Source organism: Jatrophihabitans sp. (assembly GCA_036399055.1).
Classification (GTDB): Bacteria; Actinomycetota; Actinomycetes; order Mycobacteriales; family Jatrophihabitantaceae; genus Jatrophihabitans_A.
This window is the reverse complement of record DASWNX010000021.1, coordinates 1-21,983: the sequence shown is the minus strand read 5'-3', so window position 1 is coordinate 21,983 and position 21,983 is coordinate 1. Positions and strand designations below refer to the sequence as shown.

The window sequence follows — 21,983 nt, the reverse complement described above, 5'->3', positions numbered from 1 at the left end:
CAGCGTCGTGGGTCGGCGCCGGCTGACCCGGACCGCGCACTGGCCCGGCAGCGCTAGCCTCGGTAATGAGCAACAGGCCCACTGAGATTCCTATGCCTAGCAAAATGCGCTTTTTCATGTGTCCCCGATTCCGGCCGGTTTACCGCATATGAAAGAGGGTATTTGATAGCCGGCTTAGGGGTCAACGGCTGCTTTTAAGTGAGGTTTTCACGATTCCGATCCACGAAATCTGAGTTGTATTAAGAAGTCCGACGGGGCGCGGCCCGTGACGCCTTCCCGTTCCTGAGCGGGTGCCGCTGACGCGGAGCAACCTCGCCTGAGCCGCGTGGGTGACATTGATTTGGGAGCTGGCGGCGCTGTCCTTCACGCTTAAGGACCAGTGATCTAGGCATAGCGCGCAGTGTCCTGCCGCTGAATGCACGCTCGGGTCAGACCCAGCCACATCCGGCGTCCGACCGATAGGGTTCTCGGGCATATGCGCCCGCAGAGGGGGCCACGTAGGGGAGCCAGATGAGCGCTGTCGAAGACATCCCCACTCCTCAGGTCGTCATCGATCAGGACGTGCTCGAGCGCAACATCACCCGTATGGCGGCCCACGTGCGAGAGACGAGCCTGCGGTTGCGCCCGCATGCCAAGACGCACAAGGTGCTCCAGATCGCCGACCGGCAACTGGCAGCCGGCGCTGCCGGTCTCACGGTGGCCACGATCGGTGAGGCAGAGGTGTTCGCCGACCACGGGGTGGACGACCTGTTCATCGCCTACCCGCTGTGGCTCACGCGGCCGCAGGCAGAGCGGCTGCGCCGGCTCAGCGCCAAGGCGCGAGTTTCCGTGGGACTCGACTCGGTGGAAGGCGCGCAGACCATGGGCGCTGCCTTGAACGGCGCCGCCGGTGAGATCGCCGTGCTCGTGGAGGTTGACAGCGGACACCACCGCAGCGGTGTTTCCCCAGGTTTGGCAGTGGAGGTGGCCCAGGCCGCGCACCGGGCGGGGCTGCTGGTTGAAGGGGTCTTCACCTTCCCGGGTCACAGTTACGCGCCGGGGATGCCTCAGCAGGCGGTCGAGCAAGAGCAGGCAGCGCTCGCTGAGGCTGCCGAGCTTTTGACGGCCGCTGGCCACAACGTGAGCCGGCGCAGCGGCGGCTCGACCCCGACAGCGACACTGACCGGCTCTTCGGTGGCGACCGAGGTTCGCCCGGGCGTCTACGTGTTCTGCGACGCGCAACAACTGGAGCTGGGGCGATGCACGTGGGATGACATCGCCCTGACGGTCGCCGCCACGGTCGTCAGCCGCACCGACACCGGCCGCGGATCTCCCCGGCGCCTGGTCCTCGACTCCGGGAGCAAGGTGCTCGGCACTGATCGATCGGCCTGGGCGACCGGCCACGGCCGCCTGATCGACCACCCTGACGCCCGGATCACCGCGCTGTCGGAGCACCACGCCACCGTTGTCTGGCCTGAGGGGAGCCCGCTGCCGGCGCTCGGAGAGCGGCTTCGGGTGGTCCCCAACCATGTGTGCGTGACGATGAACCTCGTCGACGACGTCGCCGTCGTCAGCGGGGGACAGCTCGTCGACCGGTGGGCCGTGGCGGCTCGCGGCAAGAACAGTTAGCGACCCACGTGGCCTGCGTTCTTTCTCGTGAGCTGGTCAGTCAGGTCGGCTGGGGTGGGGACGCCAAAGACGGGAAGGCTCATTGAGGCGCCCAGTTCAGCTGAGTGAACGAGACGCGCGGGGCGGTCGGCTCGCCGGTGACGTTGCGGGCGACGAGGTCGGCGAGCGTGTTTGTGCCGGCGATGGCGCGCATTCCCTCTGGCGAGAACGTGTCCTCGGTGTACACGCCGGGCGCGAGTAACGGGTTGGTCAGCGCCTGGGAGAACGCGTCTACCGCGACCATGGTGCCCATCAGGGTGGGGAGTGCGGCGTTGCTGCGGACGTCCTCGGCGAACAGGCCGGTGTAGAGCTCGACGTCGTCGGCGGTGTGATAGGCGCCGGCGAGCGCGCCGACGATGTCGGGTCGGGTGCTGAACTCGCCGAACGTGGTGTAGCGAGGGTACCCGCAGGCGGCCCGGTAGTCGTTGAAGGCGGCGAGCTGCGCGGACCTGCCGATGTTGATTGTCTTCTCCTCGACGGGGAGGAGGAAGTCCGCGGTGTTCAGCAAGCCGATCTCGCCGGCGGGCTGCCGGGATGCCTCGTCGAACAGGGCTGCCACGCCATGGTCGGGAACGATCTCAGAGTGCCAGCGGACGTCGGCTGTAGGGCGGCGGACGCCGCCGACGGTGATCTCCGGCGGCACGAGTGAGTGCCAGCGGTAGAGGAGGTCGAACTCGATGCTCATCCAGTTCTGCCGGTACCACTTCTCCCGCACGCCGATGCCGGGCCGGACGAACAGCTTGAACCAGAAAGGGGTGATGTGGTTGATGTAGTCCTGCACGACGATCTTCAACAGCAGCACGATGAGCACGTTGCGGACGGTCTGGAAGATGCGCTCGTCGTCCCAGGCGGGATGGGTGGCGGCGAGCTGCCGGGCGAGCCGGTTGTGCTCACGCAGCCAGACGGTGCTCATCATCACGAATCCGTAGTGGATGTTCCCGCGGGCTATACCGAGTGCGAATAACGACTGCCGTTGGACCGGGTCGAGATCGCTGGTGGACACGGCCTTGCGGTCGCTGCCGGGAAACGTGATCGGTAGTCCGGCGAATTCCGGCTTCGGGCGGCCGTCTTGGCCCATGTAGTAAGGGGGGAACTCCTGCTCGCGGATCAGCTGGCTCTTGAGTTCGCCGCCGCGGCGGGTGCGGAGCAGGTCGGTGACATCCTGGTGCTGCCCGTACAGCTGCGATAGGTCGATGTCGTGGGTGCTCGTGTTCCTCAGCGGGTTCTGCGGGTCGGTGCGCAGGAATCCGTCGACGAACCACTGCGCGAAGTGCGGAAACAGCAGTGTGGACTTCGGTGACAGTGTGTGCCCGCTCGGGCGAGCACGGAACAGCTCGACGACGTCGGCGGTCGCCGGCAACCGGGTCTGCAGTGCGGGGTCCGGCGGCAGATGCCGTTCGCTGTAGGTCCGGTCGGTCAGTGAGTCCCAGCTGGTGTAGGGCGCCATCGTGCTCAACGCCTCAGGCCGGGTCTTCATCTTGTAGACCATCTGGTCGATGATCAGCGAGTTCATCAGTGCGTTCAGCCCGGGCGTCTGGCGGACGAACCGCCACAGCTCAGGGAAATGCGTTATGGCGTACAGCTGGCTGCCGTTGCGCCAGCCGTCCGATCCCATCAGAAAACGCTCGGCGTCGGCGACCAAATCGGTGGTCATGGTTCGCGGCTATCACGTCTGCTTAGTGTCGCCGGAGTGAAGAACGACGGTTGTCATCGCAGGGTCCATTCGTCGTACGCGATCCAACGAATCTAGCAGCGAACGCGGTTGCTGGGAATGCTGCTACTGCGCGCAAGTCGGGGTGCCACTTCAGTTTGACCGCTCCCTCACGCGCCGGGACAACCCGGTCAACTTCACGTGGGCTGACCCCGGAGATTCAATGCCGGAGACTGACGATCGATTGTCTATTCAACGCGTCGGCGGGCAACGAGTGATCAAGTTGGGCGACGTATTCAATGGGGGTGGCCTACTTGCTTCGGGCGCCGCTGCTCACGTGGTGTCAATGCAGTCGGCGATGGCTGGGTCGTGCCTCTATGGTGGAGCGATGGCGTCGGTCAAGCAGGTCCAGGTCACCTTCGATTGCGCAGAACCGGAGCGCGTCGCTCGTTTCTGGTGTGAGGTGTTGGGCTACGTCGTGCCGCCGCCACCGCCGGGGTTTGCCACGTGGGACGATTTCAATCGCGCGCTGCCGCCTGAGCATCAGGGTTCGGCGTTCGCCTGCGTCGATCCCTCAGGTTCGGGCCCGCGACTGTTCTTCCAGCGGGTTCCCGAAGGCAAGGTCGTCAAGAATCGGCTGCATCTGGACGTGCGGGTCGGCACCGGGCTAGTCGGTGAAGAGCGCGTGGCCGCGCTTGAGGCCGAGTGCGCGCGACTGGTCCCGCTCGGCGCGGTGCGCGTGCGACTGCTGCTTGCCGACGGTCACAACGAGTCGTGCCTGGTGATGCAGGACGTCGAGGGCAACGAGTTCTGCCTCGACTGACCGGCCGCGACGCTGCGTCCGTCCGCTCCTACCGCGATCTGCGGCAGTACTTGGTCGCCGGGAGATGGTCAGTCACTGCGTCAGCCGGACGTCTTGTCAGCGCTACGCCGGAAGGCCCTGGTCGTTGGTGATCAGCGACTGGGTGTTGAACTTCACCTGCCAGATCGTCACCCCGCCGTCGGCGAGCTGGATGATCACCGCGCCGTCCTGCCAGACGCCGTTCTCGGCCTGATGTGGGCCGACCGGGTCGCCCTGGTTCATGTGCACGTTGTGCACACCCAAGCCGGTCGTGAAGGGTTCGCCCAAGATGTAGATGCGGGCGGCCTGCGCAAGCCGCTGTTCGAGCACATCGAGGGCGTTGTCGCCGTCACTGGACACCCACGCAAAGGACCGCCACCGCAGCGGAAGCCGCCACCGTCGCCCCCACCGCCAACGCAGCCCGACCCGCGAACGCTGCCCGAACCGCGGTGGCCAGCGGCGAACGAGCGCCAGCAGCTTGTCCACCGCGGTAGGCGCCCACGGTTCGGGGTTGAGCGGAGGCTTCCGGCGCGCGACCAGCCACCGGCGCAGCCAGATGACCAGCCAACCGTCCTGCAGGATCGGGCTGCGGACGTAGTCCAGGGCGCCGGAGGTCGGGTTCGCCGCCAGGGCGGTGAAACCCTCGCCCAGCGCCGCCAGGATAGGAATGCTCGCCGTGGTCAGGTCGGTGACCAAGCGGTAGCTGACGCCGATGCCGGCGGGGGTGTCGACATCGAGGGCCGCCTCATACTGGCCGGCGGGGGTGTTGATGCGCAGCTTGCCGTGATACCAGTGTCCGAACGAGCTCGGGTCCTCGCGGGTGAATGAGGCGAATGTGCCGACGGCAACGCCGTAGCCGTGGTCGAGTGGCATGACAACCCTCCGGGTCGCGCTTACCGACAAGGAGGGCCGAACCGGGTTGGCGATACCTCGCGGTTGCCGCTCGGCTGGCCGCGTGGGAGGCCGGGTGAGCGATCGACTGTCTCGGCTGAGTGGCCCGCGGGATGCTGTCGCGGTGGAGAGCGGGGTCAGCAGGCGCCTGGTCAGCCGGGGATGGTGGCCCAGCGGGTCACAGTCACCGTCGCGGAGTTCGAGTAGCTGCGGACCGTCATGGTGATCCGGACCCGTCCTGGGTGCACGGCAGCGCCTGCGAAGGCGAAGATCGGGTCGGTTCCCACCGTGGAGCCTGAAGGGTCCGCGCACGAGGTCAAGCCCGATCCAGGATGGCCACCCCACTCATAGAGGATGTGGCCGTCCTGCTCCACGGTGGTGCTCTCACCGTAGGTGTCGGTGCCCGGCGTGCAACCGGACAGCAGCCCGGTCACCTGGATGGCGGGCACCAGGTTCTCTTGCGCGATTCCGGCGTCGAAGATGAAGATCGGACTGGTCACCGGGTTGATCTTGAGCTTCAGGCGTTCTGCTCGAGGTGCGGCTCCCGCAGGGGCCGCGACGACTACCGATGTCGCAGCCAGGGCGGCTGCTGCTCCAAGGGCGAGGAATCTGCGCATGCTTGCGATGCTGCCATCTCGCCCTCCGCTTGTACCTCGAATGGCCTAAACCAGCGACCGCACCCGCTGTCCTCGGCCGTGGGCATTCGGAGGTCGAGACGCAGCATCGGGTCGGCTCTGCACCACCCGCCCCGCCCTGCACGAGGTGGACGCTCGCGGCGATGGTTGAGTAGCGCCCGCGATTCCGCCGACTCCTACAAGGACGACTTTCACAAGTAGGTGTAAGCAGACCCGCCGACAGTTCCGGAGTAGTGGACAGGCGCTTTCAACTCGTTGACCGTCCCGCATTCGGTGCAGGCCACCTCTAAAAGAGAGGCCTCGCGAGCGACCTGGATGTGGTAGTCCCCGCCGCCAAGGAAGATCTTGAAGAATTCATTGTCATGATGATTCTTGCCTGATTCGTATATGTCGAAGAAGTTCAGATATCTCCGGCATTGCGTGCAGCGCCACTCTGCGCCGGAGACCAGGTAGTCCGTCGGTGAGCCCGACACGTCCAGCTCGGCGTTCATCCGCGCCGCTTCCGTCGGCGACACAGCGACGATGTTAGAAAGCCGGCCTCTGTGAAGCCGAAAGGCGGGCTCGCTCACCTTGAAGAGGATGTTCTGCGCCGGCCGCTGGGCCGCGTGCTGATCTATTAACTGAAGGACGGCTTCGGGTCGCAATTGCGGCGCGCTCAGGTCAACGCTTATTGCCATCTCCATCCCCCTCGCGTACAAACGAATGAGACCGTCACGTCGATACTTGAAAGCAAATGGTGGCATCACCATAAGGTGACTCACAAGGGATGGCAGCCATGGCGGATGGGACACAGAAGCGCGTACCGCTGACGCCTGAGGATGGCGTGAGAATGCGTCGGCTTTCGGAGGAGATCAGCGTGCGGGTTCATGAGATGGCCCTGATCTTCGCACGGACCGTCGACCTCACGTTGGGCCCTGAGGTGGCTCTGAAGTTCGCGCCGCGGCAGGCCGCGCAGGCGCACCTTCCTCCCGGCCCGCCGGTGGACGTCGACATCGAGATCTTCGACTTACCCGACGGGACGCACTGTTGCTACGACTACATCAATCAGGTCTGCGTCTGCCCCTGCTGATCATGGGTTCGCGAGGTTGATGCGGATGTGCGCACTTTCATGCCGAGGTGCGCTCGCCTATCCCGACGCTCCTCACGTCGGTTAGGCCGTATCGGGCGCAAGTCCGTGGAACCTGTCTAGGGCCGCCGTTGGCGTCGATGTCCCGCGGCTGTCCTCGACAGCGGTGATGATTAGGCGATGACGACCTATTCCGGCACCAAGGAGTTCGAAGGCGCGAGTTTCGTCAAGGCGAGCTTCAAGGGCGCCACCCTGAGATTCTCTGATGTCAGCGGTGTGACGATGCGCGGCGTCGATGTGGACGGACTCGACATCGACAGCCATGACCTGTTCTTCGGCAGCCTCTTCGTCAATGGGGTCGACGTGGCGCCGCTGGTGGATGCCGAGCTCAACCGGCAGTTTCCGGGCCGCGAGCTGCAGAAGGCGCAGACGCCCGCGGGCCTGCGCGAGGGTTGGGTCGCGGTGCAGTCGGCGTGGCAGACGACGGTGGCGGGCACGCCGCCGGACCTGGTGGACGCCCACGTCGAGGACGAGTGGTCCTTGGCCCAGACCCTGCGGCACCTCATCCTGGCGACCGACGCCTGGCTCCGCGGCGGGATCCTGCGGATGCGGCAGCCGTTCTCCGAGATCGGTCAGATCTTCACCGGCGCTGACGAGATGGGCTTTGACATGTCGATCTTCCGCGCCGACCCGCCGGCCTACGAGGAGGTCCTCGCGGTGCGGGCCGAGCGACAGCAGTTGGTGACCGACTTCCTCGCCACGGCCACGGCGGAATTGCTCGCCGAGGAACGCGAGAACCCGTGGGGCGGCGGCGACTGGCGTCCCAGCGTCGGTGACTGCATTCGCGTGATCCTGGAGGAGGAATGGGCGCACCTGCGCTACATCCGACGGGATCTCGCTCGTATGCGTTGAGCCACAATGAGCCAGCCAGGACGAGCGCCCGCTCATGCCGCGATCGGGCAGGACTCGATGTGTTCAGCCTTGACTAGGCGAACTGTCTAAGTGACGGTCATGCCGAGATACTCGCTCTGCATGTCGTGGTCGGTAGGCCTCGAAGTGGGCGAAGACTCCGACCACCGCTTGCTCGGGTTGATGGCTGCGTCAGTGTCGGACCATCGCCTCGTATGGGCAGGTAAAGCATCTGACCTGCTTGCGCCGCTGCGGCCCGCGGACTGTATCGTCCTAATTCGGGCGTATCAATACATAACAAAAGGGGCTTGGTCGATGACAAAAGTTAGCACTGGCAGCCGTCGGATTGCCGCGCTGAGCGGTCTGGTCGGAGCGTTGTGCGCGGCGACCATGGCGGTCTTGCCGGGCGAAGCGATGGCAGCCTCATTATCGTGTAGTGGCGGCCACCTGTATAAGGACGGCGCTTACGTTGGCACCCCCACTCAGAGCAATCCATACCAGGTGTCGGAAGGTCATACCGTGTGGTGCAGCGGCAGCCGGCTTGTCGGCAGAGTTGTCCTACCTGAATCGACTGATTAGACCGTTCGAGCACGCGGGTCCGGCTGGCCCGCAACACTGCGGCCATCGCCCGGTACGGACAGGGCGAGCCGTAGTGGAACTTCAGTTCAATCGGTGCCGGGCTGGGGCTGGTCGACTCAAATGCTGAACCTGCGGCAGCAGTGGAACGCCATGCCCACGACCACAAAGATTGCACTGGTCGGGGCGTTCATTGGCCTGGTTGGGTAGTGCTGACAAGGTGTGAGACGGTCGCGCACCTGCGACCGCTTCGACAGCGGGGTCCCGCCCGCTAGGCAGTTGACGTGAACCGGGTCAGCCGGGAACGGTGGCCCAGCGGGTCACGGAGAATTTGACGGAGGTGGAGTAACTCTGCACGGTCATGGTGATCCGGACCCGTCCCGGGTGTACCGGGGGTGCCGCTGCGGGCATAGATCGGGTCGGTTCCGACCGTGGATCCCGCGGGTTCGAGCACGAGACCAGGCCCGATCCGGCATGGTCGCCCGACTCGCTCAGGATGTGGCCGTCCTGCTCCACCGTGGTGCTCTCGCCGTAGTTGTCGGTACCCGGCGTGCAGCCGGTCAACCGGCCGGTCACCTGGATGGCCGGCACATCATCGCCGTCCCCGTCGTCCTGCTCAGGTAGCGGCTGCACATGACCCCGTTCACCCCGCGCTGGGCTGAGGCTTCTCCCACCGGCGAGGGCTTACACTCAACAGGCTGTGCGCCGCGCAGGCAGGCGTAACTTATCGCAGGTGGTGTGGCTGTGGACGGCATCAGAGGCTCGGTGGCCGGCGAGGGTGGGGTGCCGATCGGCACGCTCACCTCAGGATCGGGACCACCGCTGGTGCTCGTGCATGGCGGCTTCGGGCAGATCGAGCGGTGGGCGCCGCTGTGGGAAGCGTTGACCGACTCCTTCCAGGTGACCGCGATGGACCGGCGCGGTCGAGGCACGAGCGGCGACCACCACGAGTACCGGATCGAGCAGGAGTACGCCGACATCGCCGCGGTCATCGTCGCCGTGGCAGCCGCGGCGTCGACGCCCGTCCATGTGTTCGCCCACAGCTACGGTGCTACCTGCGCGCTCGGCGTTCGAGGTCTCGGCGCGTTGATCGGCCGGATGCTGCTTTACGAGCCGCCCGGTCCTCCGACGGTCCCCGAGGAGTGGGTGAGGCGGGCAACGGCGCTGATCAACAACGGACAGCCCGGCCCCGCAATGGTGAGCTTCCTGAGCGAGGTGATCGGTCTGAGACCAGAGGAGATCGACGCGCTGCGTCGGGCCCCGATGGGATACGACGTCCTAGCGGTCGTGTCAGCCACCCTGCCGCGCGAGGCCCATGCCCTTAGCCGCGTTGACCCCGCCGCCCTGGCCCGGGACCTGGATTGCCCCATAACCCTGTTGCTCGGGGACCACAGCCCAGCCTGGGCCGGCGCTGTCACCGCGGCCATTACCGATGCCGCGCCATCGGCCGAGGTCCTAGCACTTCCCGGGTGCGGTCACGACGCCATCGATATGGCACCCGATTTGATCGTGTCTCAGCTGAGACCCCAGCCCTTGAGCGCGTGATCCCTTAGACGGACCGTCTACTCTCTTGGATGGTTATCCACAAATCCGTCTCTAAGCGCAAGGCTGCGCAATCGGTCGTTTAAGCTGCCCCGGTTGATCTTGGAACCGACCGGGGGTGAGGGTGGCGACCGCGCAGTCGATCGTCGAGGGTGAAGTTCGCGAGCTGGTGCGCCGCCGGCAGCTCGATCCGGTGCTGGAGCCGGAGGCGACCCGGCGGCTGGTGGACGAGGTGCTCACTGATTACCTCGACCGGGCCGCGATGTCAGCGCTGCCGCCGCTCGGTGATGCCGAGACCGCTGCCCGCACCGTGTTCGACCAGGTGGCCGGCTTCGGGCCGTTGCAGCAGTACTTCGACGACCCGGCGGTCGAGGAGATCTGGATCAACGAGCCCGGCCGGGTGTTCATCGCCCGGCACGGCCGCTCCCAGCTGACCACGGTCATCCTCACCAGCGACGAGGTCGCCGACCTGGTCGAGCGGATGCTGCGCCTGTCCGGTCGCCGCCTCGATCTCAGCGCGCCCTTCGTCGACGCGCAACTGCCCGACGGCTCCCGGTTGCACGTCGTCATCCCGTCCATCACCCGTCTGCATATGGCGGTCAACATCCGCAAGTTCGTGATCGGCGTCGCCGGCCTGGACGAGCTGGTCCGGCTGGGGTCGCTGCCCGAGCAGGCGGCCCGCTTCCTGGAGGCCTCGGTCGCCGCCGGGCTGAACGTGCTGGTGTCGGGCAGCACCCAGGCCGGCAAGACCACCATGCTCAACGCGCTGTGCGCGGCGATCCCGGCCACCGAGCGGGTGATCACTGCCGAGGAAGTGTTCGAGTTGCAGGTGCCGCTGCCCGACGTGGTGTCGATGCAGACCCGGCAGCCCAACCTGGAGGGAACCGGTGAGATCACCCTGCGCCGGCTGGTCAAAGAGGCGCTGCGGATGCGTCCCAACCGGATCATCGTCGGCGAGGTCCGGCAGGAGGAGTGCCTGGACCTGTTGATCGCGCTGAACTCCGGACTGCCAGGCATGTGCACGCTGCACGCCAACTCCGCCCGGGAGGCGCTGGTGAAGATGTGCACCCTGCCGCTGCTGGCCGGTGAGAACGTCAGCGCCGCGTTCGTCGTTCCGACGGTTGCCGCCTCGGTCGACCTGGTGGTGCACCTGGGCGCAGACCACCGGGGTCAGCGCCGGGTCCGCGAGATCGTCGCGGTCACCGGACGGGCCGAGGGCGAGGTGATCGAGACGTCGGAGATCTTCGGTCACCGGCAGGGCCGACTGCGTCGCGGCGACGGCTACCCGCCGCATCAAGAGCGCTACGAGCAGGCCGGTCACGACCTGGCCGAGCTGCTCGGGCAGGACGAGCGCTCAGACCGTGGCGCTCCGGCCATGGCCGCCGGCGCCGCACGGGCGAGAGCCTGAGATGGGCGCATTCATCGGCCTGCTCGCGGGCGTCGGCTTGCTGCTGATCTGGCGCAGCGGTCCTCGAGCGCCGCGGCGCGACCCGGCTCGTCTGGGCTGGTCGACGCGCCGGGACGAGCTGATCCGGCAGGCCGGCGTCGAGTCGGTCAGCTCGGCGCAGCTGCTCAGCCTGCAGGTGATCTCGGCGGCGCTGGCCGGGTTGCTCGTGCAGCTGATCACCGGAACCCTGGCCGTCGCCGCCTGCTTCACCGTGTTCGCCTTTCTCGGGCCGCTGGCTGTCGTGCGGCGGATGCGCCAGCGCCGCCAGGTCGCGCTGCGCGAGCTGTGGCCTGAGGCCATCGACAACCTCGCCTCAGCCGTCCGGGCCGGAATGTCCCTGCCTGAAGGGGTGTCCGGCCTCGGTGTCCGCGGGCCGGAGCCGTTGCGCCCGGCGTTCGCGCGGTTCGGCGTCTCCTACCGCGCAAGCGGCCGGTTCGCCGAATGCCTGAACGCGTTGAAGCACGACCTGGCCGACCCGGTGGGGGACCGGGTGTGCGAGACGCTGCGGGTGGCTCGCGAGGTGGGTGGCAGTGATCTCGGCACCGTGTTGCGCACGCTGTCGGAGCTGCTGCGAGCCGACGCGCGGACCCGCGCCGAGTTGGAGACCCGTCAGGGCTGGACGGTCAGCGCGGCCCGGCTCGCGGTCGCCGCGCCGTGGATCGTGTTGCTGTTGCTGGGAACCCAGTCCTCGACGCTGCAGACCTTCGACTCCTCCGGCGGCGTGCTGCTGCTGGGCATCGGCGCGGCGGTGTGCCTGCTGGCATACCGGATCATGGTGCGGATCGGCCGGCTGCCCGAAGAGCCCAGGGTGTTGCGATGACCCGAGCTGCGATGAGCAGTGCTGCGGTGACACGGGTGTCGCGATGACCAGCTGGTGGCTGGGCGCCGGCCTCGGCCTGATGGCAGCGCTCGGCGCCCTGCTGGCCATTCGATCCGCTCCGCCGATGAGGGTGATCCGGCTCAGCGACCGGATCGCGCCCTATCTCGCCGACACCCCCGCTCCGTCGCGGCTGTTGGCCCGCTCGGCCGGTCCTCCGGCGCCGCTGGACGTGGCGCGGCGGTTGCTCGGCCCGGCGGCTGTCGGCCTGGTTCGCTGGCTGGACCGGGTGGTCGGTGGTGCGGCATCGGTGCGTCGCCGGCTCGCAGGCCTGGGGCTGGTCGCCGACGTCGAGGACTTCCGGATGGAGCAGGTGGTCTGGGGTGGCCTCGGCATGGTCGGCGGCGCTGTCGGCTTGACGGGCCTGACCTACCTGCGCGGTGGCCTCGACCCGGTTCTGATCGCCGGCGCGGCGCTGATCGGCGCGGCCGGCGGAGTGCTGGCCCGGGACTGGTGGCTCACCCAGCAGGTCCACCGTCGCGAGCGGGCGATGCTCGCGGAGTTCCCGGTGATCGCGGACCTGCTCGCCCTGGCCGTGCTGGCCGGCGAGGCGCCGATCGACGCGATGCAGCGGGTGTGCCGGTTGACCCGCGGCGAGCTGACCCGAGACCTGCAGGGCGTGCTGGACGAGGCCAAGGCCGGCAAGCCGATCACCAGGGCGCTGGGCGAGCTGGCCGAGCGGACCACCTTGGAACCGTTCAGCAGGTTCATCCAGGGATTGCTGGTCGCCATCGAGCGCGGCACGCCGCTGGCGGAGGTGCTGCGCGCCCAGGCGGCCGACGTCCGGGAGTTCTCCAAGCGGGCGCTGCTGGAAGCCGGCGGCCGCAAGGAGCTGCAGATGATGGTGCCGGTGGTGTTTTTGATCCTGCCGGTGACGGTGCTGTTCGCGCTCTACCCGGGACTGCTGACGCTGGTCTCGCTCACCAAATAACCGCTGAATAGGCGACCACAAGGAACGGCACGCGCTCGCGGGCTGAGGAAAGGGGAACACAGACATGGTTCAGGCGCAGTTGCTGGCCGCCTGGTTCGGCAACGGTTACCTGCGCGCGCAGCGCCGGCTGCGGGGCTCGGACTCCGACCGCGGCGACGTGCCGGGCTGGGTGATGGTCACGGTGATGTCGGCGGGCTTGGTGGTGGTGATCTTCGGCGTCTTCAAGGCCAAGATCACCGATGCGGTCAGCAACGCGATCGACTCGGTGACCGGCGAGACCGGCAACTGAAGGCAGTGGCCGATCGCCGTAGGGCGCGGAGCCTGACCGATGATCGCGGCTCCGCTGTGGCCGAATTCTGTTTGATGTCGGTGCTGCTGGTGATGCTTCTGTTCGCGGTGGTGCAGGTCGCGGCGGTGTTCTACGTCCGGTCGGTGGCCTCGGCGGCGGCTGCTGACGGGGCCCGCTATGCCGCGAACGCCGGTGTGCCGGCGCAGGCCGGCGGTGAGCGCGCCGCGGCGTTGCTGAGCCAGGCGCTGAGCCCGGGAATGGCTCGGCGGTTGCCCTGCGCAGGAGGCCTGGTCGCTGAGGTTGGCAGCGGTCTGGTGACCGCCGAGGTGCGATGCCGGGGGACGATCAGATCGGTCTTCCTGCCGATCGGCGCGCTGGTGAGAGTCGATGTCAGCGGGCAGTCACTCAAGGACGACCCGTGAGATCACTCCTACAGCGACGGTTCGACGAGCTGCGGCGCACGGGTGAGCAGGCCAGCGCGATCATCGAGTTCGTCTTTGTGGCGGTGCTGGTGCTGGCGCCGTTGATCTACCTGATCGTGGCGGTCGCGGTGGTGCAGCGCAGCCGGTTGGCGACCACTAACGCCGCCCGCGATGTCGGGCGGGCGATCGCCACGTCGGACACTGCCGCGCAGGCCGAGGTTCGGGCGCAGGCCGCGTTGCGGGCCGCCTTGCGCGGTCAGGGTCTGACTCCGGCCGAGGTGCAGGTGCGCTACGTCGAAGCCGGCGCGGACTGCCGAGGCCCGGCGACGACGCCGTCGCTGGCGCCGGCGTCGGTGTTCGCGATCTGCGTGGTCAGACATCAGCCGCTGCCGGCGGTGCCTACCCTGTTGTCCGGGCGCGGGGTGACCGTCATCGGCCGCTATCTGGTGCACGTCGACGACTTCCGGGTCATCGCCCGATGAGCCGCGACCCACGGCCTCGCCCGAAGTTCGCCGACGACCGGGGTTCGACCATCCCGTTGATCCTCGGGTTCTTCCTGATCGGGTTGATGGTGGTGGCGGCGGCGGTGATGGCCAGTGACGCCTTCACCCAGCAGCGAGACCTGCAGAGCGTCTGCGACGGGGCGGCGGTGGCCGGGGCCAACGCGATCGACGGCCCGGCCGCCAGGACCCGAGAGCTGACCGGCACGCTACCGCTGGCAGCGGTGCAGGCAGCGGTGCAGAGCTATCTCGCCGCGGACGCCGGACGTGCTGAGGTGAGCGTGCTGGCCGCGCTGTCCGCCGACGGCGCCACCGTGCTGGCCGACTGCCGCGCCCACACCGAGTTGGCCTTCGCGGGCCTCATCGGCCACCCGGACGGCATCGACCAGCACGCCCGATCCCAAGCCCAGGGCATCGTCCGATGAAAGCAGCGTGATGGTTCCAGAATTCGAGCCTTAAGCGGCAGAACGCGCATTGGGCCGTTAAGCTTTCTCGCGTTGCTCTTGACGCCTACCGGGGGTAAGCAGTGCCGGGCGCGCAGTCGATCGTGGAGGGCGAGGTCCGCGAGCTGGTGCGCCGCAGGCAGTGGACCCGGTGCTGGAGCCCGAGGCGACCCGTCGGCTGGTCGATGAGGTGCTCATCGACTACCTGGACCGGGCCGCTATGTCGGCGTTGCCGCCGCTGGGTGACGCCGAGGCCGCGGCCGCGCCGTGTTCGATCAGGTGGCCGGCTTCGGGCCGTTGCAGCAGTACTTCGACGACCGGGCGGTCGAGGAGATCTGGATCAACGAGCCCGCCTCTAATTCGCAAGACGTAACATACTCCCAGGACGAGCACCTCGCGCGCCTGACCCTTGCGTCCGGTTGTCGGTGGGATGCTGAAGCATCCCACTTGCCCGAAGCGGACTAGAGTCGGCTGACGGAACATAGCCACGGAAGGGGACGCGCATGGCGCTCGCAGACTCGCTCGAAGGTAGCGACCTCGTGCTGATGCTCTTGGCCGCGCCGACGAACGTTGCCAGTGCCAAGAATCGGGTCAACGGCATCACGCGTCTTGAGAAGTTGCTGTACCTGGTTGAGAAGGAAACGTCCGTCGCGGACAGCGTCGCGGGCGAGCAACTCGAGTTTAAGGCTTACAACTATGGTCCTTTCTCGAAAGACGTCTACGAGGCTGTCGAACTGCTGGAGGAGTCCGGGCTGCTCACGGAAGAACGTGTCGTCGATGGGCAAACGATCGACAGCATGGAAGACGTCAACGTCACCGGCGCAGTCGAGGCAGACGAGTACGTGGAGCGGCGGTTCGTGCTGACAGAGCATGGGCACCTCGTCGCCGACCTCTTGGCGCACCATCACCCGGCGGTTGCCGAGCAGTTGTCCGCGATCAAGGATCGATATGCGGCCCGCTCCTTATCTGGTCTGATCAGGTACGTGTACAAGACCTACCCGGACTCGGCAAAGAATTCGGTGATCGCCCACCGGTACGCGTGAACGCGTTGGTCGTGGCGGCTGCTGCCAAGGGCGGTAGCGGTCCGGAACTACAACTCGGCTGGATGGGCCTCATCATCCCGGTATCGATCACCGCCATCACGGCCATCGTGCGCGCGTTCACTGCGGAGTCGCGGATCCTGAAGGACTGCGGCGACGATGTGGCTGAAGTTCGGGATGGGGTCCTGACGGACAACGTTCGTCCGATCCTGGCATCGGTGATTGTTCGCATACAGCCTTACGTGGATTTCACCAAGAAGCGCTTCCTCCCGGGGGAGCCGGGTGACCCGGAGATCGACACGCGGCGCGTTCTCGGTGCCAACCCGAAGTTCTTCGACTCGTACGCTGAACTTGAGTCGCACTACGCGGTGATCCACCGCGCGCAGTCGGTCCATGACCGTCGCGTCGGTCATGCGAAGAGGATCGGGTGCGCAGCGTTCGTCTTCTTGCTGGCATGGGTGTACTTCGGGTTCTCGCTGTGCATGCCATCGGTTGACTTCCCGATTCCCCTGTCGCTGGTGGCTCTGTTCGTGCTCGCCGGGTCGCTGGGGTGGATCGGCGCCGAAGCGCTCGGCTCGGTACGCGAAAGCAACTATCTTTCTGGCCTGGCTCGCATGGCACGGAACTCGGGAGGTTCGACGCGATGACGCTCGTGGCATACCCCGCCCGCGCTTTCGTTCCACCGGCGCCGCGTCCCGCTCGCCACATCTCAGAGGCGGCGCTGGTCGATCAGCTCGCACGGAGGATGAGAGCTCAATGGCCACTTCGAGCCGTGGGGTTCGAGGTTAAGTCGCATGGGCGGGCTCGAACTGATGTCTGTGTCGCCGTTCGCGACCTCCATGATTCTTCACCCGACGTCGTGGTAGGGATTGAAGCGAAACTCGCAAGTTGGCAACGGGCGCTGCGTCAGGCAGTTCTGAACCGCTTCAGCGTCGACCTGTCGATGATCGCTCTCCCGGCCTATAAGGTCACCGACGCAGTGATAGACGCTTGCTGGGGTCAGGGCGTGGGTGTCCTCGCTGTCGACCAGAAGTGGCTGCATGTAGTCATTGCTGCTACTCCCGCGAATCCCGACTCGGCGCTACGCCAGAAGACTCTTGACCAGCTCACGTCGATGAGAGCGCGAGGCACGGAATCCGTAGCCGCGCTGATGCGGGGGGTGTGAACCAGATGCCTTTCCGTCACTTAATGGCCTACGGAAACAGCGATCAGGCTAGTTTCCGAAACATCGCTGTCCAGGGCACCTTTCACGTGATGACCGTGCCGGGCACGATCGCGTCCTACTACCAGGAGGCGACCGCTGCGTTCGTCCTGTCGAGCCAGCTGCAATATTTGATCGACCCGCGCACGCCCCTGTTTCAAGGGGACATCGATGACCCTCGCGCATCTCACATCACCCTCGCTGAGTGGCACGGCCCAACCGTTCACTCGGCCGTCGCAAGTGGGACCGCCTCCCTCGACCCAACCTTCTACACCCCCGCAGTGGTCGGTGAACTCGTTGGCGAGATCGTCGACAGGCAGCGGACCTACGCGGGTCACGCGCCCGTCGTGAAGAAGAAGCTGGATCGCTATGCCGCCTTGTTGGCGGAAGCGATGCAGCAGCAGGGGGCCCCCGCTCCGACCACGAATGCCATGCCGCCGTACGCCATCCTCGCACCGTACTTCGCGGTCTCCGGCACGTCGGACCCCTGGTGGACTGTCATGCAGGAAGTGTGGGCGGCTGCTTCTTCGCTTCCGCAACCGGACAAGATCATGCCCGTTCTGTGTCTTGATGGACGCCCTAAAGAGAACGCGGACGGCGTGGCCACGCTCGCCGAGATCCTGCCGCTGCTGCCGCCTGCGCTCTCGAAGATCGCCTTCTTCTGGATCACGAACTTCGATGAGCGAAAGGTCAACGAGTCGCAACTGCGCGCGTTGTGGAATGTGATCGCCAACCGACCTGACGGTCGACGGCTCGTCAACTTGTACGGGGGCTTCTTTAGCATCTGTATGCGCCACGCAGGTCTTCGCGGCTTCGGAAACGGACTTACGTATAGCGAGTCTCGCGATTGGCCCGCGCTGGCGTCGACCGGCGCTGCACCTCCGCGGTACTACGTGCGAGACCTTCACCTCTTCATGTCCCCGGCGGTTGCGGCTGTCCTTGAATCGGTGGACCTGTCATTCGCGTGTCCATGTGATGCGTGCGCTGACTGGCGAGCGACGGGTCAGTCGATTGCCTCCCTGCCCTACCACGACCTCAAGCGGCACTTCGCTCTGGCGCGGAAGTGGGAACTCGACCTGACGGCTGCAACTCCGCTAGCTGACATCGCGGACCAGTTGGAAGACGCCCGGGACCGTGCCGTGGCCGCCAGTTCGGGAAACCTGGTTCTGGATTCGCTCCCCGCACTGGAGTACCTGGGCCGATGGGCATCGGTGCTGCGTTCCCCCTAACTCGGGCCAGCGGAAGTGTCCACGCGACCCCGTTTTCTCAGTACCTGCGGCGGTCCCCGCGATGCCGGGCGTACCCTCGCGGAGCGTCCCAGGCGTGGTCGTCGTCGCGGGTTGCCTCGGTGCTGCGCCACGGGCAGCGGGCGGGGTTGCCCTTCCATGGGCATCCGCGCTCGCGCACGTAGCCGAGCACCCGGAGGGACGTGGTCACTTCTCCCGCTCCCAGGGCGGCTCCCTGTGGATCGGGTCCCTGCCGTCCGGATAGGGACCGGGCTGCGAGAGCGGGTGCCACTGCTTCTGGCACTCGCAGAACCAGACCATCGCCCGCTCGCCTGACCAGATCATCTCCTCGCGCCAGATCCGGTGTCCGGTCTTTCTGCGGTGCAGCAGGGCCAAGAGCATCGAGATCACTGCGTCCTCCTTCGGTGTCCGTCGGTAAGGGTGCCAATGCCGACGGACAGGACAGGAACACTAGGTCCACTACGCCGTGGCAGCAAAGGGAGCGCGTCCGTCGTGGAGCGCGATCGTCTTCGTGGCGGTGCTGGTGCTGGTGCCGTTGATCTACCTGATCGTGGCGGTCGCGGTGGTGCAGCGCGGCCGGCTGGCGACCACCAACGCCGCCCGCGACGTCGGCCGGGCGATCGCCACGTCGGACACTGCCGCGCAGGCCGAGGTCCGGGCGCAGGCTGCCTTGCGGGCTGCCTTGCGCGGTCAGGGCCTGACGCCGGCCGAGGTGCAGGTGCGCTACGTCGAGGCTGGCGCGGATTGCCGGGGCCCGGCCTCGGTGCCGTCGCTGGCTCCGGCGTCGGTGTTCGCGGTCTGCGTGGTCAGGCATCAGCCGCTGCCGGCGGTTCCCACCCTGCTGTCCGGGCGCGGAGTGACAATCATCGGTCGGTATCTGGTGCACGTCGACGACTTCCGGATCATCGCCCGATGAGCCGGCCGCGCCGGCGTGATCGCGCCTCGACTGGCCGGATGACTCGACGGATGATCGACGACGACCGGGGTTCGACCATCCCGTTGATCCTCGGATTCTCCCTGATCGGGTTGTTGGTGGTGGCTGCGGCGGTGATGGCCAGTGACGCCTTCACCCAGCATCGTGACCTGCAGAGCGTCTGCGACGGGGCGGCGGTGGCCGGGGCCAACGCCATCGACGGCCCGGCCGCCAGGACCCGGGAGCTGACCGGCACCCTGCCGCTGGCAGCGGTGCAGGACTACCTCGCCGCGGACGCCGGACGCACCGAGGTGATCGTGCAGGCCGGGCTGTCCACCGACGGCGCCACCGTGCTGGCCGACTGCCACGCCCACACCGAGTTGGCCTTCGCAGGCCTCATCGGCCGCCCCGACGGCATCGACCAGCACGCCCGATCCCAAGCCCAAAGGCTTCATCCAATGAATTCGATGACTAGGCAGCTTGGCCGTGACAGTTCAGTGACAACTTATGGGGCAGCTACCAGGTGACGTGATTGGATTCGATGCCGGCGGCTCGCACCCAATGGTCGGGTCCGTCGCCGGAGTAGCACTGGTTTGAGGTGGAGGCTGCGCCTGAACCGTTGGTGGTCATCACGAAGGTGTAGAAGCCTTGCGGGTCGGCTGAGTCATGGCAGGTCACGGTGACGTTGCTGTTGGCGCTGAATCCGGAGATGGCCACGGCGTAGCGGTAACCCGCAGGTGCTGCGGGTCCCTGGGCGAGGGAGACAACTCGACTCGGTGGTGGTGGTGGTGGAGGAGGTGGCGGCTGCGGTGGTGGAGCAACCGAGATCGTGTTCGATCGAGCTGATGCAATGGTCACCCAAACCGTGTCCCCTGGGATCCCGGTGTAACAAGTGCGGCCGTTATCGATGGTCTGCGTACCCCCAGAGGAGAACAATGTAAAGGATTGATCGCCGCCGCTCCCGAAATGGCAGGTGTACCGCCAGCTCCCTGCGCTGAATCCTCCGAGTGTCATCCTAATCCACTTGGGGTGAGCGCCACTCCAGTCGATCTTGATGCTACCTGTTTGTGAGCTTCCTGGGGGTTTCTCCGATCCAGGAGTGCCTTCGCTACTTCCAGGATTAGTAGTGTTACCAGAACCAGTGCCACCCTGGTCGGTCGATTTACCGCTACCGCCTTCAGGAGCGACCTGCTTCGCGCTGAGGGAGATGGGAGCTCCATAGACCACAGCCGCTACCCCGGGGACCTGATCCCCCACCAATTTGAGAAGGTAGCCAGTGTCAAACAATAAGGACCAAGCCCCTTTGGAAAGGGCAAGCACGCCTGCCTTTCCGATGGCAAATTTAACGTCCCAATTGTTTTGAGCTGAGCAAGCGATCATCTGTATCCAGTTTGCGCGGGTGATGCAGTTAGCGTACTTCAGGGTAGCGTCAATCAGATCGCGAATAAGGCCCGCTAGCGCATCATACAGCGCCTTCCTCACTCCTCCGGGAATAAAGGTGAGCAATGTTGCAGCAAGCACGTAGAAGCCGCCTGCCTTAGTATTATCAGCAATTAGCTTCACCGATCCAGGCCCGATGGGGATGCGAACCGTATCGCCTGGAAAAACTATCCAAGGATCGTTGTAATAAGCACGCGTAAGAGACGCGGCAATACCGATATCGGAGGGAACAATAATCGGAGTTCCCATACCTGAGCCAGCCATTGTGACGGGCACTTCAAGATTGTTATGGAGCCAAATAATGTCGGAGGTGAGGCAGGCTTGCAAAGGAAACTTCGCCGGAACTTCGCCGCGAGAGGTGTTCATGGCACAAAGCCCCGGAGCCGGCCCAGCAGAAGCGGGGACAGAGAACGCAATCATGCTGATTGAGACGACGAGTAGAGAACTGAGCGACGCCGCAATCAGTTCCCTAAGGCGTAGTGACATTCCGCCTGCACCACCGTTCCGAGTAAACTTAACTGATTAACCAATGCGTCAGACACGCCTTGGTCGGTGAGGCCATCATTCGCGTACACGTCGATGGCCTGGGCTGTTGCCCTCATATTGCCGGCGATGATTTTTGGAGCTATCTTTGCGGCGGCGCGTAAATCCCTGGCTGCGGTTTGCAGCGTTGTTACCCCTGAGGCTGAGTCCGCAGAGGCAGCAATTGCTTTGATCGCTGAGGGTAAGCCGTGAAGGGCAGAGCTGGCGTTGAGCTGGTTGCAGAACGATGGGCTCGCTTGTGAGCTGGTGGTTGTGCTAGCAGGGGCGGTTGAAATGACCGCGCTGCCGCTGCGGGCGACCGATCCAGACGAAGCGGAGCCGGTGTCCTTGTCGCAGGCGGCAAGACTGACCGCTGAGAGTGACGCGGCGACGGCAAGTACCCGCATATGCGAACGCGTACCTATAATTTCCCCACCCCCGTAGAGCTACAGGCCACCAGGCAGCCCTGCCGAGTAGCGTGCCCTGTTAGCATTGAGGGTGTCAACATATTGTTAGCTACGTGGCCGACGGAGGTGGGATTAGCCGCAGCGCCTATGTCCAATACATGGCGCACGACGGGCATTGGTAACGAGCGGGCGCGGTTCTATAGGCGCTATGGGCCGTCGCGGCGTTGTGCGCAGAGTCAAAGACTGGCGTCGCACTTAGTTGAGTGAAGGGTTGAGGTGCAGGCCGCGCTATCCGCCGACGGCGCCACCGTGCTGGCCCACTGCCGCGGCCACACCGAGTTGGCCTTCTCAGGCCTCATCGGCCGCCCGGACGGCATCGACCAGCACGCCCGGTCCCAAGCCCAGGGCTTCGTCCAATGAACCCGTTCGTCCACTGACAGCCCTGACAGCCCTGACAGCCCTGACAGCCCTGACAGCCCTGACAGCCCTGACAGCCCTGACAGCCCTGACAGCCCTGACAGCCCTGACAGCCCTGACAGCCCTGAC

Annotated in this window: 27 protein-coding genes; 17 read left to right on the top strand and 10 right to left on the bottom strand. The window is 65.9% G+C overall.

What is annotated here, in order from left to right; all coding sequences use genetic code 11:
- Positions 1 to 510 precede the first annotated feature (510 nt).
- The gene (locus VGB75_08315; protein HEY0167030.1) at positions 511 to 1,608 is read left to right on the top strand and encodes a D-TA family PLP-dependent enzyme; all 1,098 of its coding nucleotides are present in this window, start codon (positions 511 to 513) and stop codon (positions 1,606 to 1,608) included.
- Between the two features lie 79 nt (positions 1,609 to 1,687).
- On the opposite strand, the gene VGB75_08310 is transcribed toward VGB75_08315, so the two are convergent.
- Positions 1,688 to 3,301, bottom strand: a complete 1,614-nt coding sequence (locus VGB75_08310) for a peroxidase family protein (protein ID HEY0167029.1) — start codon at positions 3,299 to 3,301, stop codon at positions 1,688 to 1,690.
- A gap of 385 nt (positions 3,302 to 3,686) precedes the next feature.
- On the opposite strand from VGB75_08310, the gene VGB75_08305 reads away from it, so the two are divergent.
- Positions 3,687 to 4,121 carry a VOC family protein gene (locus VGB75_08305; GenBank protein HEY0167028.1) on the top strand — a complete coding sequence of 145 codons (435 nt, stop codon included), beginning with the start codon at positions 3,687 to 3,689 and terminating at the stop codon, positions 4,119 to 4,121.
- Between the two features lie 102 nt (positions 4,122 to 4,223).
- On the opposite strand, the gene VGB75_08300 is transcribed toward VGB75_08305, so the two are convergent.
- The 3 genes from VGB75_08300 to VGB75_08290 form a co-directional block, all read right to left on the bottom strand.
- A complete protein-coding gene (locus VGB75_08300; GenBank protein HEY0167027.1) occupies positions 4,224 to 5,012 on the bottom strand; it encodes a DUF2278 family protein in 789 nt (262 codons plus the stop codon).
- A gap of 170 nt (positions 5,013 to 5,182) precedes the next feature.
- Complete coding sequence (locus tag VGB75_08295; GenBank protein ID HEY0167026.1) at positions 5,183 to 5,530, bottom strand: hypothetical protein; 348 nt, start codon at positions 5,528 to 5,530, stop codon at positions 5,183 to 5,185.
- 326 nt (positions 5,531 to 5,856) lie between these two features.
- Positions 5,857 to 6,348 (bottom strand): hypothetical protein, encoded by a 492-nt coding sequence (locus VGB75_08290; GenBank protein ID HEY0167025.1) that lies wholly within the window; start codon positions 6,346 to 6,348, stop codon positions 5,857 to 5,859.
- 146 nt (positions 6,349 to 6,494) lie between these two features.
- Here VGB75_08290 and VGB75_08285 point away from each other — a divergent pair, with 146 nt between their 5' ends.
- Positions 6,495 to 6,734 (top strand): hypothetical protein, encoded by a 240-nt coding sequence (locus VGB75_08285; GenBank protein HEY0167024.1) that lies wholly within the window; start codon positions 6,495 to 6,497, stop codon positions 6,732 to 6,734.
- A 177-nt stretch (positions 6,735 to 6,911) separates the two neighbouring features.
- Positions 6,912 to 7,643, top strand: a complete 732-nt coding sequence (locus tag VGB75_08280; protein HEY0167023.1) for a DinB family protein — start codon at positions 6,912 to 6,914, stop codon at positions 7,641 to 7,643.
- Between the two features lie 867 nt (positions 7,644 to 8,510).
- Here VGB75_08280 and VGB75_08275 read toward each other — a convergent pair.
- A complete protein-coding gene (locus tag VGB75_08275) occupies positions 8,511 to 8,849 on the bottom strand; it encodes a hypothetical protein (protein ID HEY0167022.1) in 339 nt (112 codons plus the stop codon).
- Between the two features lie 111 nt (positions 8,850 to 8,960).
- On the opposite strand from VGB75_08275, the gene VGB75_08270 reads away from it, so the two are divergent.
- The 11 genes from VGB75_08270 (at position 8,961) to VGB75_08220 (ending at position 18,137) form a co-directional block, all read left to right on the top strand.
- Positions 8,961 to 9,761, top strand: a complete 801-nt coding sequence (locus VGB75_08270; GenBank protein HEY0167021.1) for an alpha/beta hydrolase — start codon at positions 8,961 to 8,963, stop codon at positions 9,759 to 9,761.
- A 115-nt stretch (positions 9,762 to 9,876) separates the two neighbouring features.
- Positions 9,877 to 11,166, top strand: a complete 1,290-nt coding sequence (locus tag VGB75_08265) for an ATPase, T2SS/T4P/T4SS family (GenBank protein ID HEY0167020.1) — start codon at positions 9,877 to 9,879, stop codon at positions 11,164 to 11,166.
- Between the two features lies 1 nt (position 11,167).
- Complete coding sequence (locus tag VGB75_08260; protein ID HEY0167019.1) at positions 11,168 to 12,025, top strand: type II secretion system F family protein; 858 nt, start codon at positions 11,168 to 11,170, stop codon at positions 12,023 to 12,025.
- Between the two features lie 43 nt (positions 12,026 to 12,068).
- The gene (locus tag VGB75_08255) at positions 12,069 to 13,013 is read left to right on the top strand and encodes a type II secretion system F family protein (protein HEY0167018.1); all 945 of its coding nucleotides are present in this window, start codon (positions 12,069 to 12,071) and stop codon (positions 13,011 to 13,013) included.
- 64 nt (positions 13,014 to 13,077) lie between these two features.
- Positions 13,078 to 13,302: a hypothetical protein gene (locus VGB75_08250; GenBank protein HEY0167017.1), complete on the top strand. Its 225-nt coding sequence runs from the start codon at positions 13,078 to 13,080 to the stop codon at positions 13,300 to 13,302.
- Between the two features lie 56 nt (positions 13,303 to 13,358).
- Positions 13,359 to 13,724 (top strand): TadE/TadG family type IV pilus assembly protein, encoded by a 366-nt coding sequence (locus VGB75_08245; protein ID HEY0167016.1) that lies wholly within the window; start codon positions 13,359 to 13,361, stop codon positions 13,722 to 13,724.
- A complete protein-coding gene (locus tag VGB75_08240) occupies positions 13,721 to 14,206 on the top strand; it encodes a hypothetical protein (protein ID HEY0167015.1) in 486 nt (161 codons plus the stop codon). Before VGB75_08245 ends, VGB75_08240 begins: the two co-directional genes overlap by 4 nt.
- Positions 14,203 to 14,649: a pilus assembly protein TadG-related protein gene (locus tag VGB75_08235; GenBank protein ID HEY0167014.1), complete on the top strand. Its 447-nt coding sequence runs from the start codon at positions 14,203 to 14,205 to the stop codon at positions 14,647 to 14,649. Before VGB75_08240 ends, VGB75_08235 begins: the two co-directional genes overlap by 4 nt.
- A gap of 521 nt (positions 14,650 to 15,170) precedes the next feature.
- The gene (locus VGB75_08230; GenBank protein HEY0167013.1) at positions 15,171 to 15,710 is read left to right on the top strand and encodes a hypothetical protein; all 540 of its coding nucleotides are present in this window, start codon (positions 15,171 to 15,173) and stop codon (positions 15,708 to 15,710) included.
- A complete protein-coding gene (locus VGB75_08225; GenBank protein ID HEY0167012.1) occupies positions 15,707 to 16,354 on the top strand; it encodes a hypothetical protein in 648 nt (215 codons plus the stop codon). The genes VGB75_08230 and VGB75_08225 overlap by 4 nt, the downstream gene beginning before the upstream one ends.
- 514 nt (positions 16,355 to 16,868) lie before the next feature.
- Complete coding sequence (locus tag VGB75_08220; GenBank protein ID HEY0167011.1) at positions 16,869 to 18,137, top strand: hypothetical protein; 1,269 nt, start codon at positions 16,869 to 16,871, stop codon at positions 18,135 to 18,137.
- Positions 18,138 to 18,174: 37 nt separating this feature from the next.
- Here the strand turns inward: VGB75_08220 and VGB75_08215 are convergent, their stop codons facing one another.
- On the bottom strand, positions 18,175 to 18,345 hold the full coding sequence (locus VGB75_08215) for a hypothetical protein (GenBank protein ID HEY0167010.1): 171 nt from the start codon (positions 18,343 to 18,345) through the stop codon (positions 18,175 to 18,177).
- The gene (locus VGB75_08210; protein ID HEY0167009.1) at positions 18,342 to 18,545 is read right to left on the bottom strand and encodes a hypothetical protein; all 204 of its coding nucleotides are present in this window, start codon (positions 18,543 to 18,545) and stop codon (positions 18,342 to 18,344) included. Before VGB75_08210 ends, VGB75_08215 begins: the two co-directional genes overlap by 4 nt.
- Before the next feature lie 76 nt (positions 18,546 to 18,621).
- Here VGB75_08210 and VGB75_08205 point away from each other — a divergent pair, with 76 nt between their 5' ends.
- Both VGB75_08205 and VGB75_08200 read left to right on the top strand, forming a co-directional pair.
- Positions 18,622 to 19,071, top strand: a complete 450-nt coding sequence (locus tag VGB75_08205; GenBank protein HEY0167008.1) for a hypothetical protein — start codon at positions 18,622 to 18,624, stop codon at positions 19,069 to 19,071.
- A gap of 38 nt (positions 19,072 to 19,109) precedes the next feature.
- Entirely contained in the window at positions 19,110 to 19,595 is a 486-nt protein-coding gene (locus tag VGB75_08200) for a pilus assembly protein TadG-related protein (protein HEY0167007.1), read from the top strand.
- Here the strand turns inward: VGB75_08200 and VGB75_08195 are convergent.
- The 3 genes from VGB75_08195 to VGB75_08185 form a co-directional block, all read right to left on the bottom strand.
- Entirely contained in the window at positions 19,585 to 20,874 is a 1,290-nt protein-coding gene (locus VGB75_08195) for a hypothetical protein (protein ID HEY0167006.1), read from the bottom strand. The genes VGB75_08200 and VGB75_08195 overlap by 11 nt on opposite strands.
- A 95-nt stretch (positions 20,875 to 20,969) precedes the next feature.
- Positions 20,970 to 21,437, bottom strand: coding sequence for a hypothetical protein (locus tag VGB75_08190; GenBank protein HEY0167005.1), 468 nt, complete (start codon positions 21,435 to 21,437; stop codon positions 20,970 to 20,972).
- Positions 21,438 to 21,785: 348 nt separating this feature from the next.
- Positions 21,786 to 21,983: hypothetical protein (locus tag VGB75_08185; GenBank protein ID HEY0167004.1), on the bottom strand; the 198-nt coding region annotated here is incomplete at its 5' end.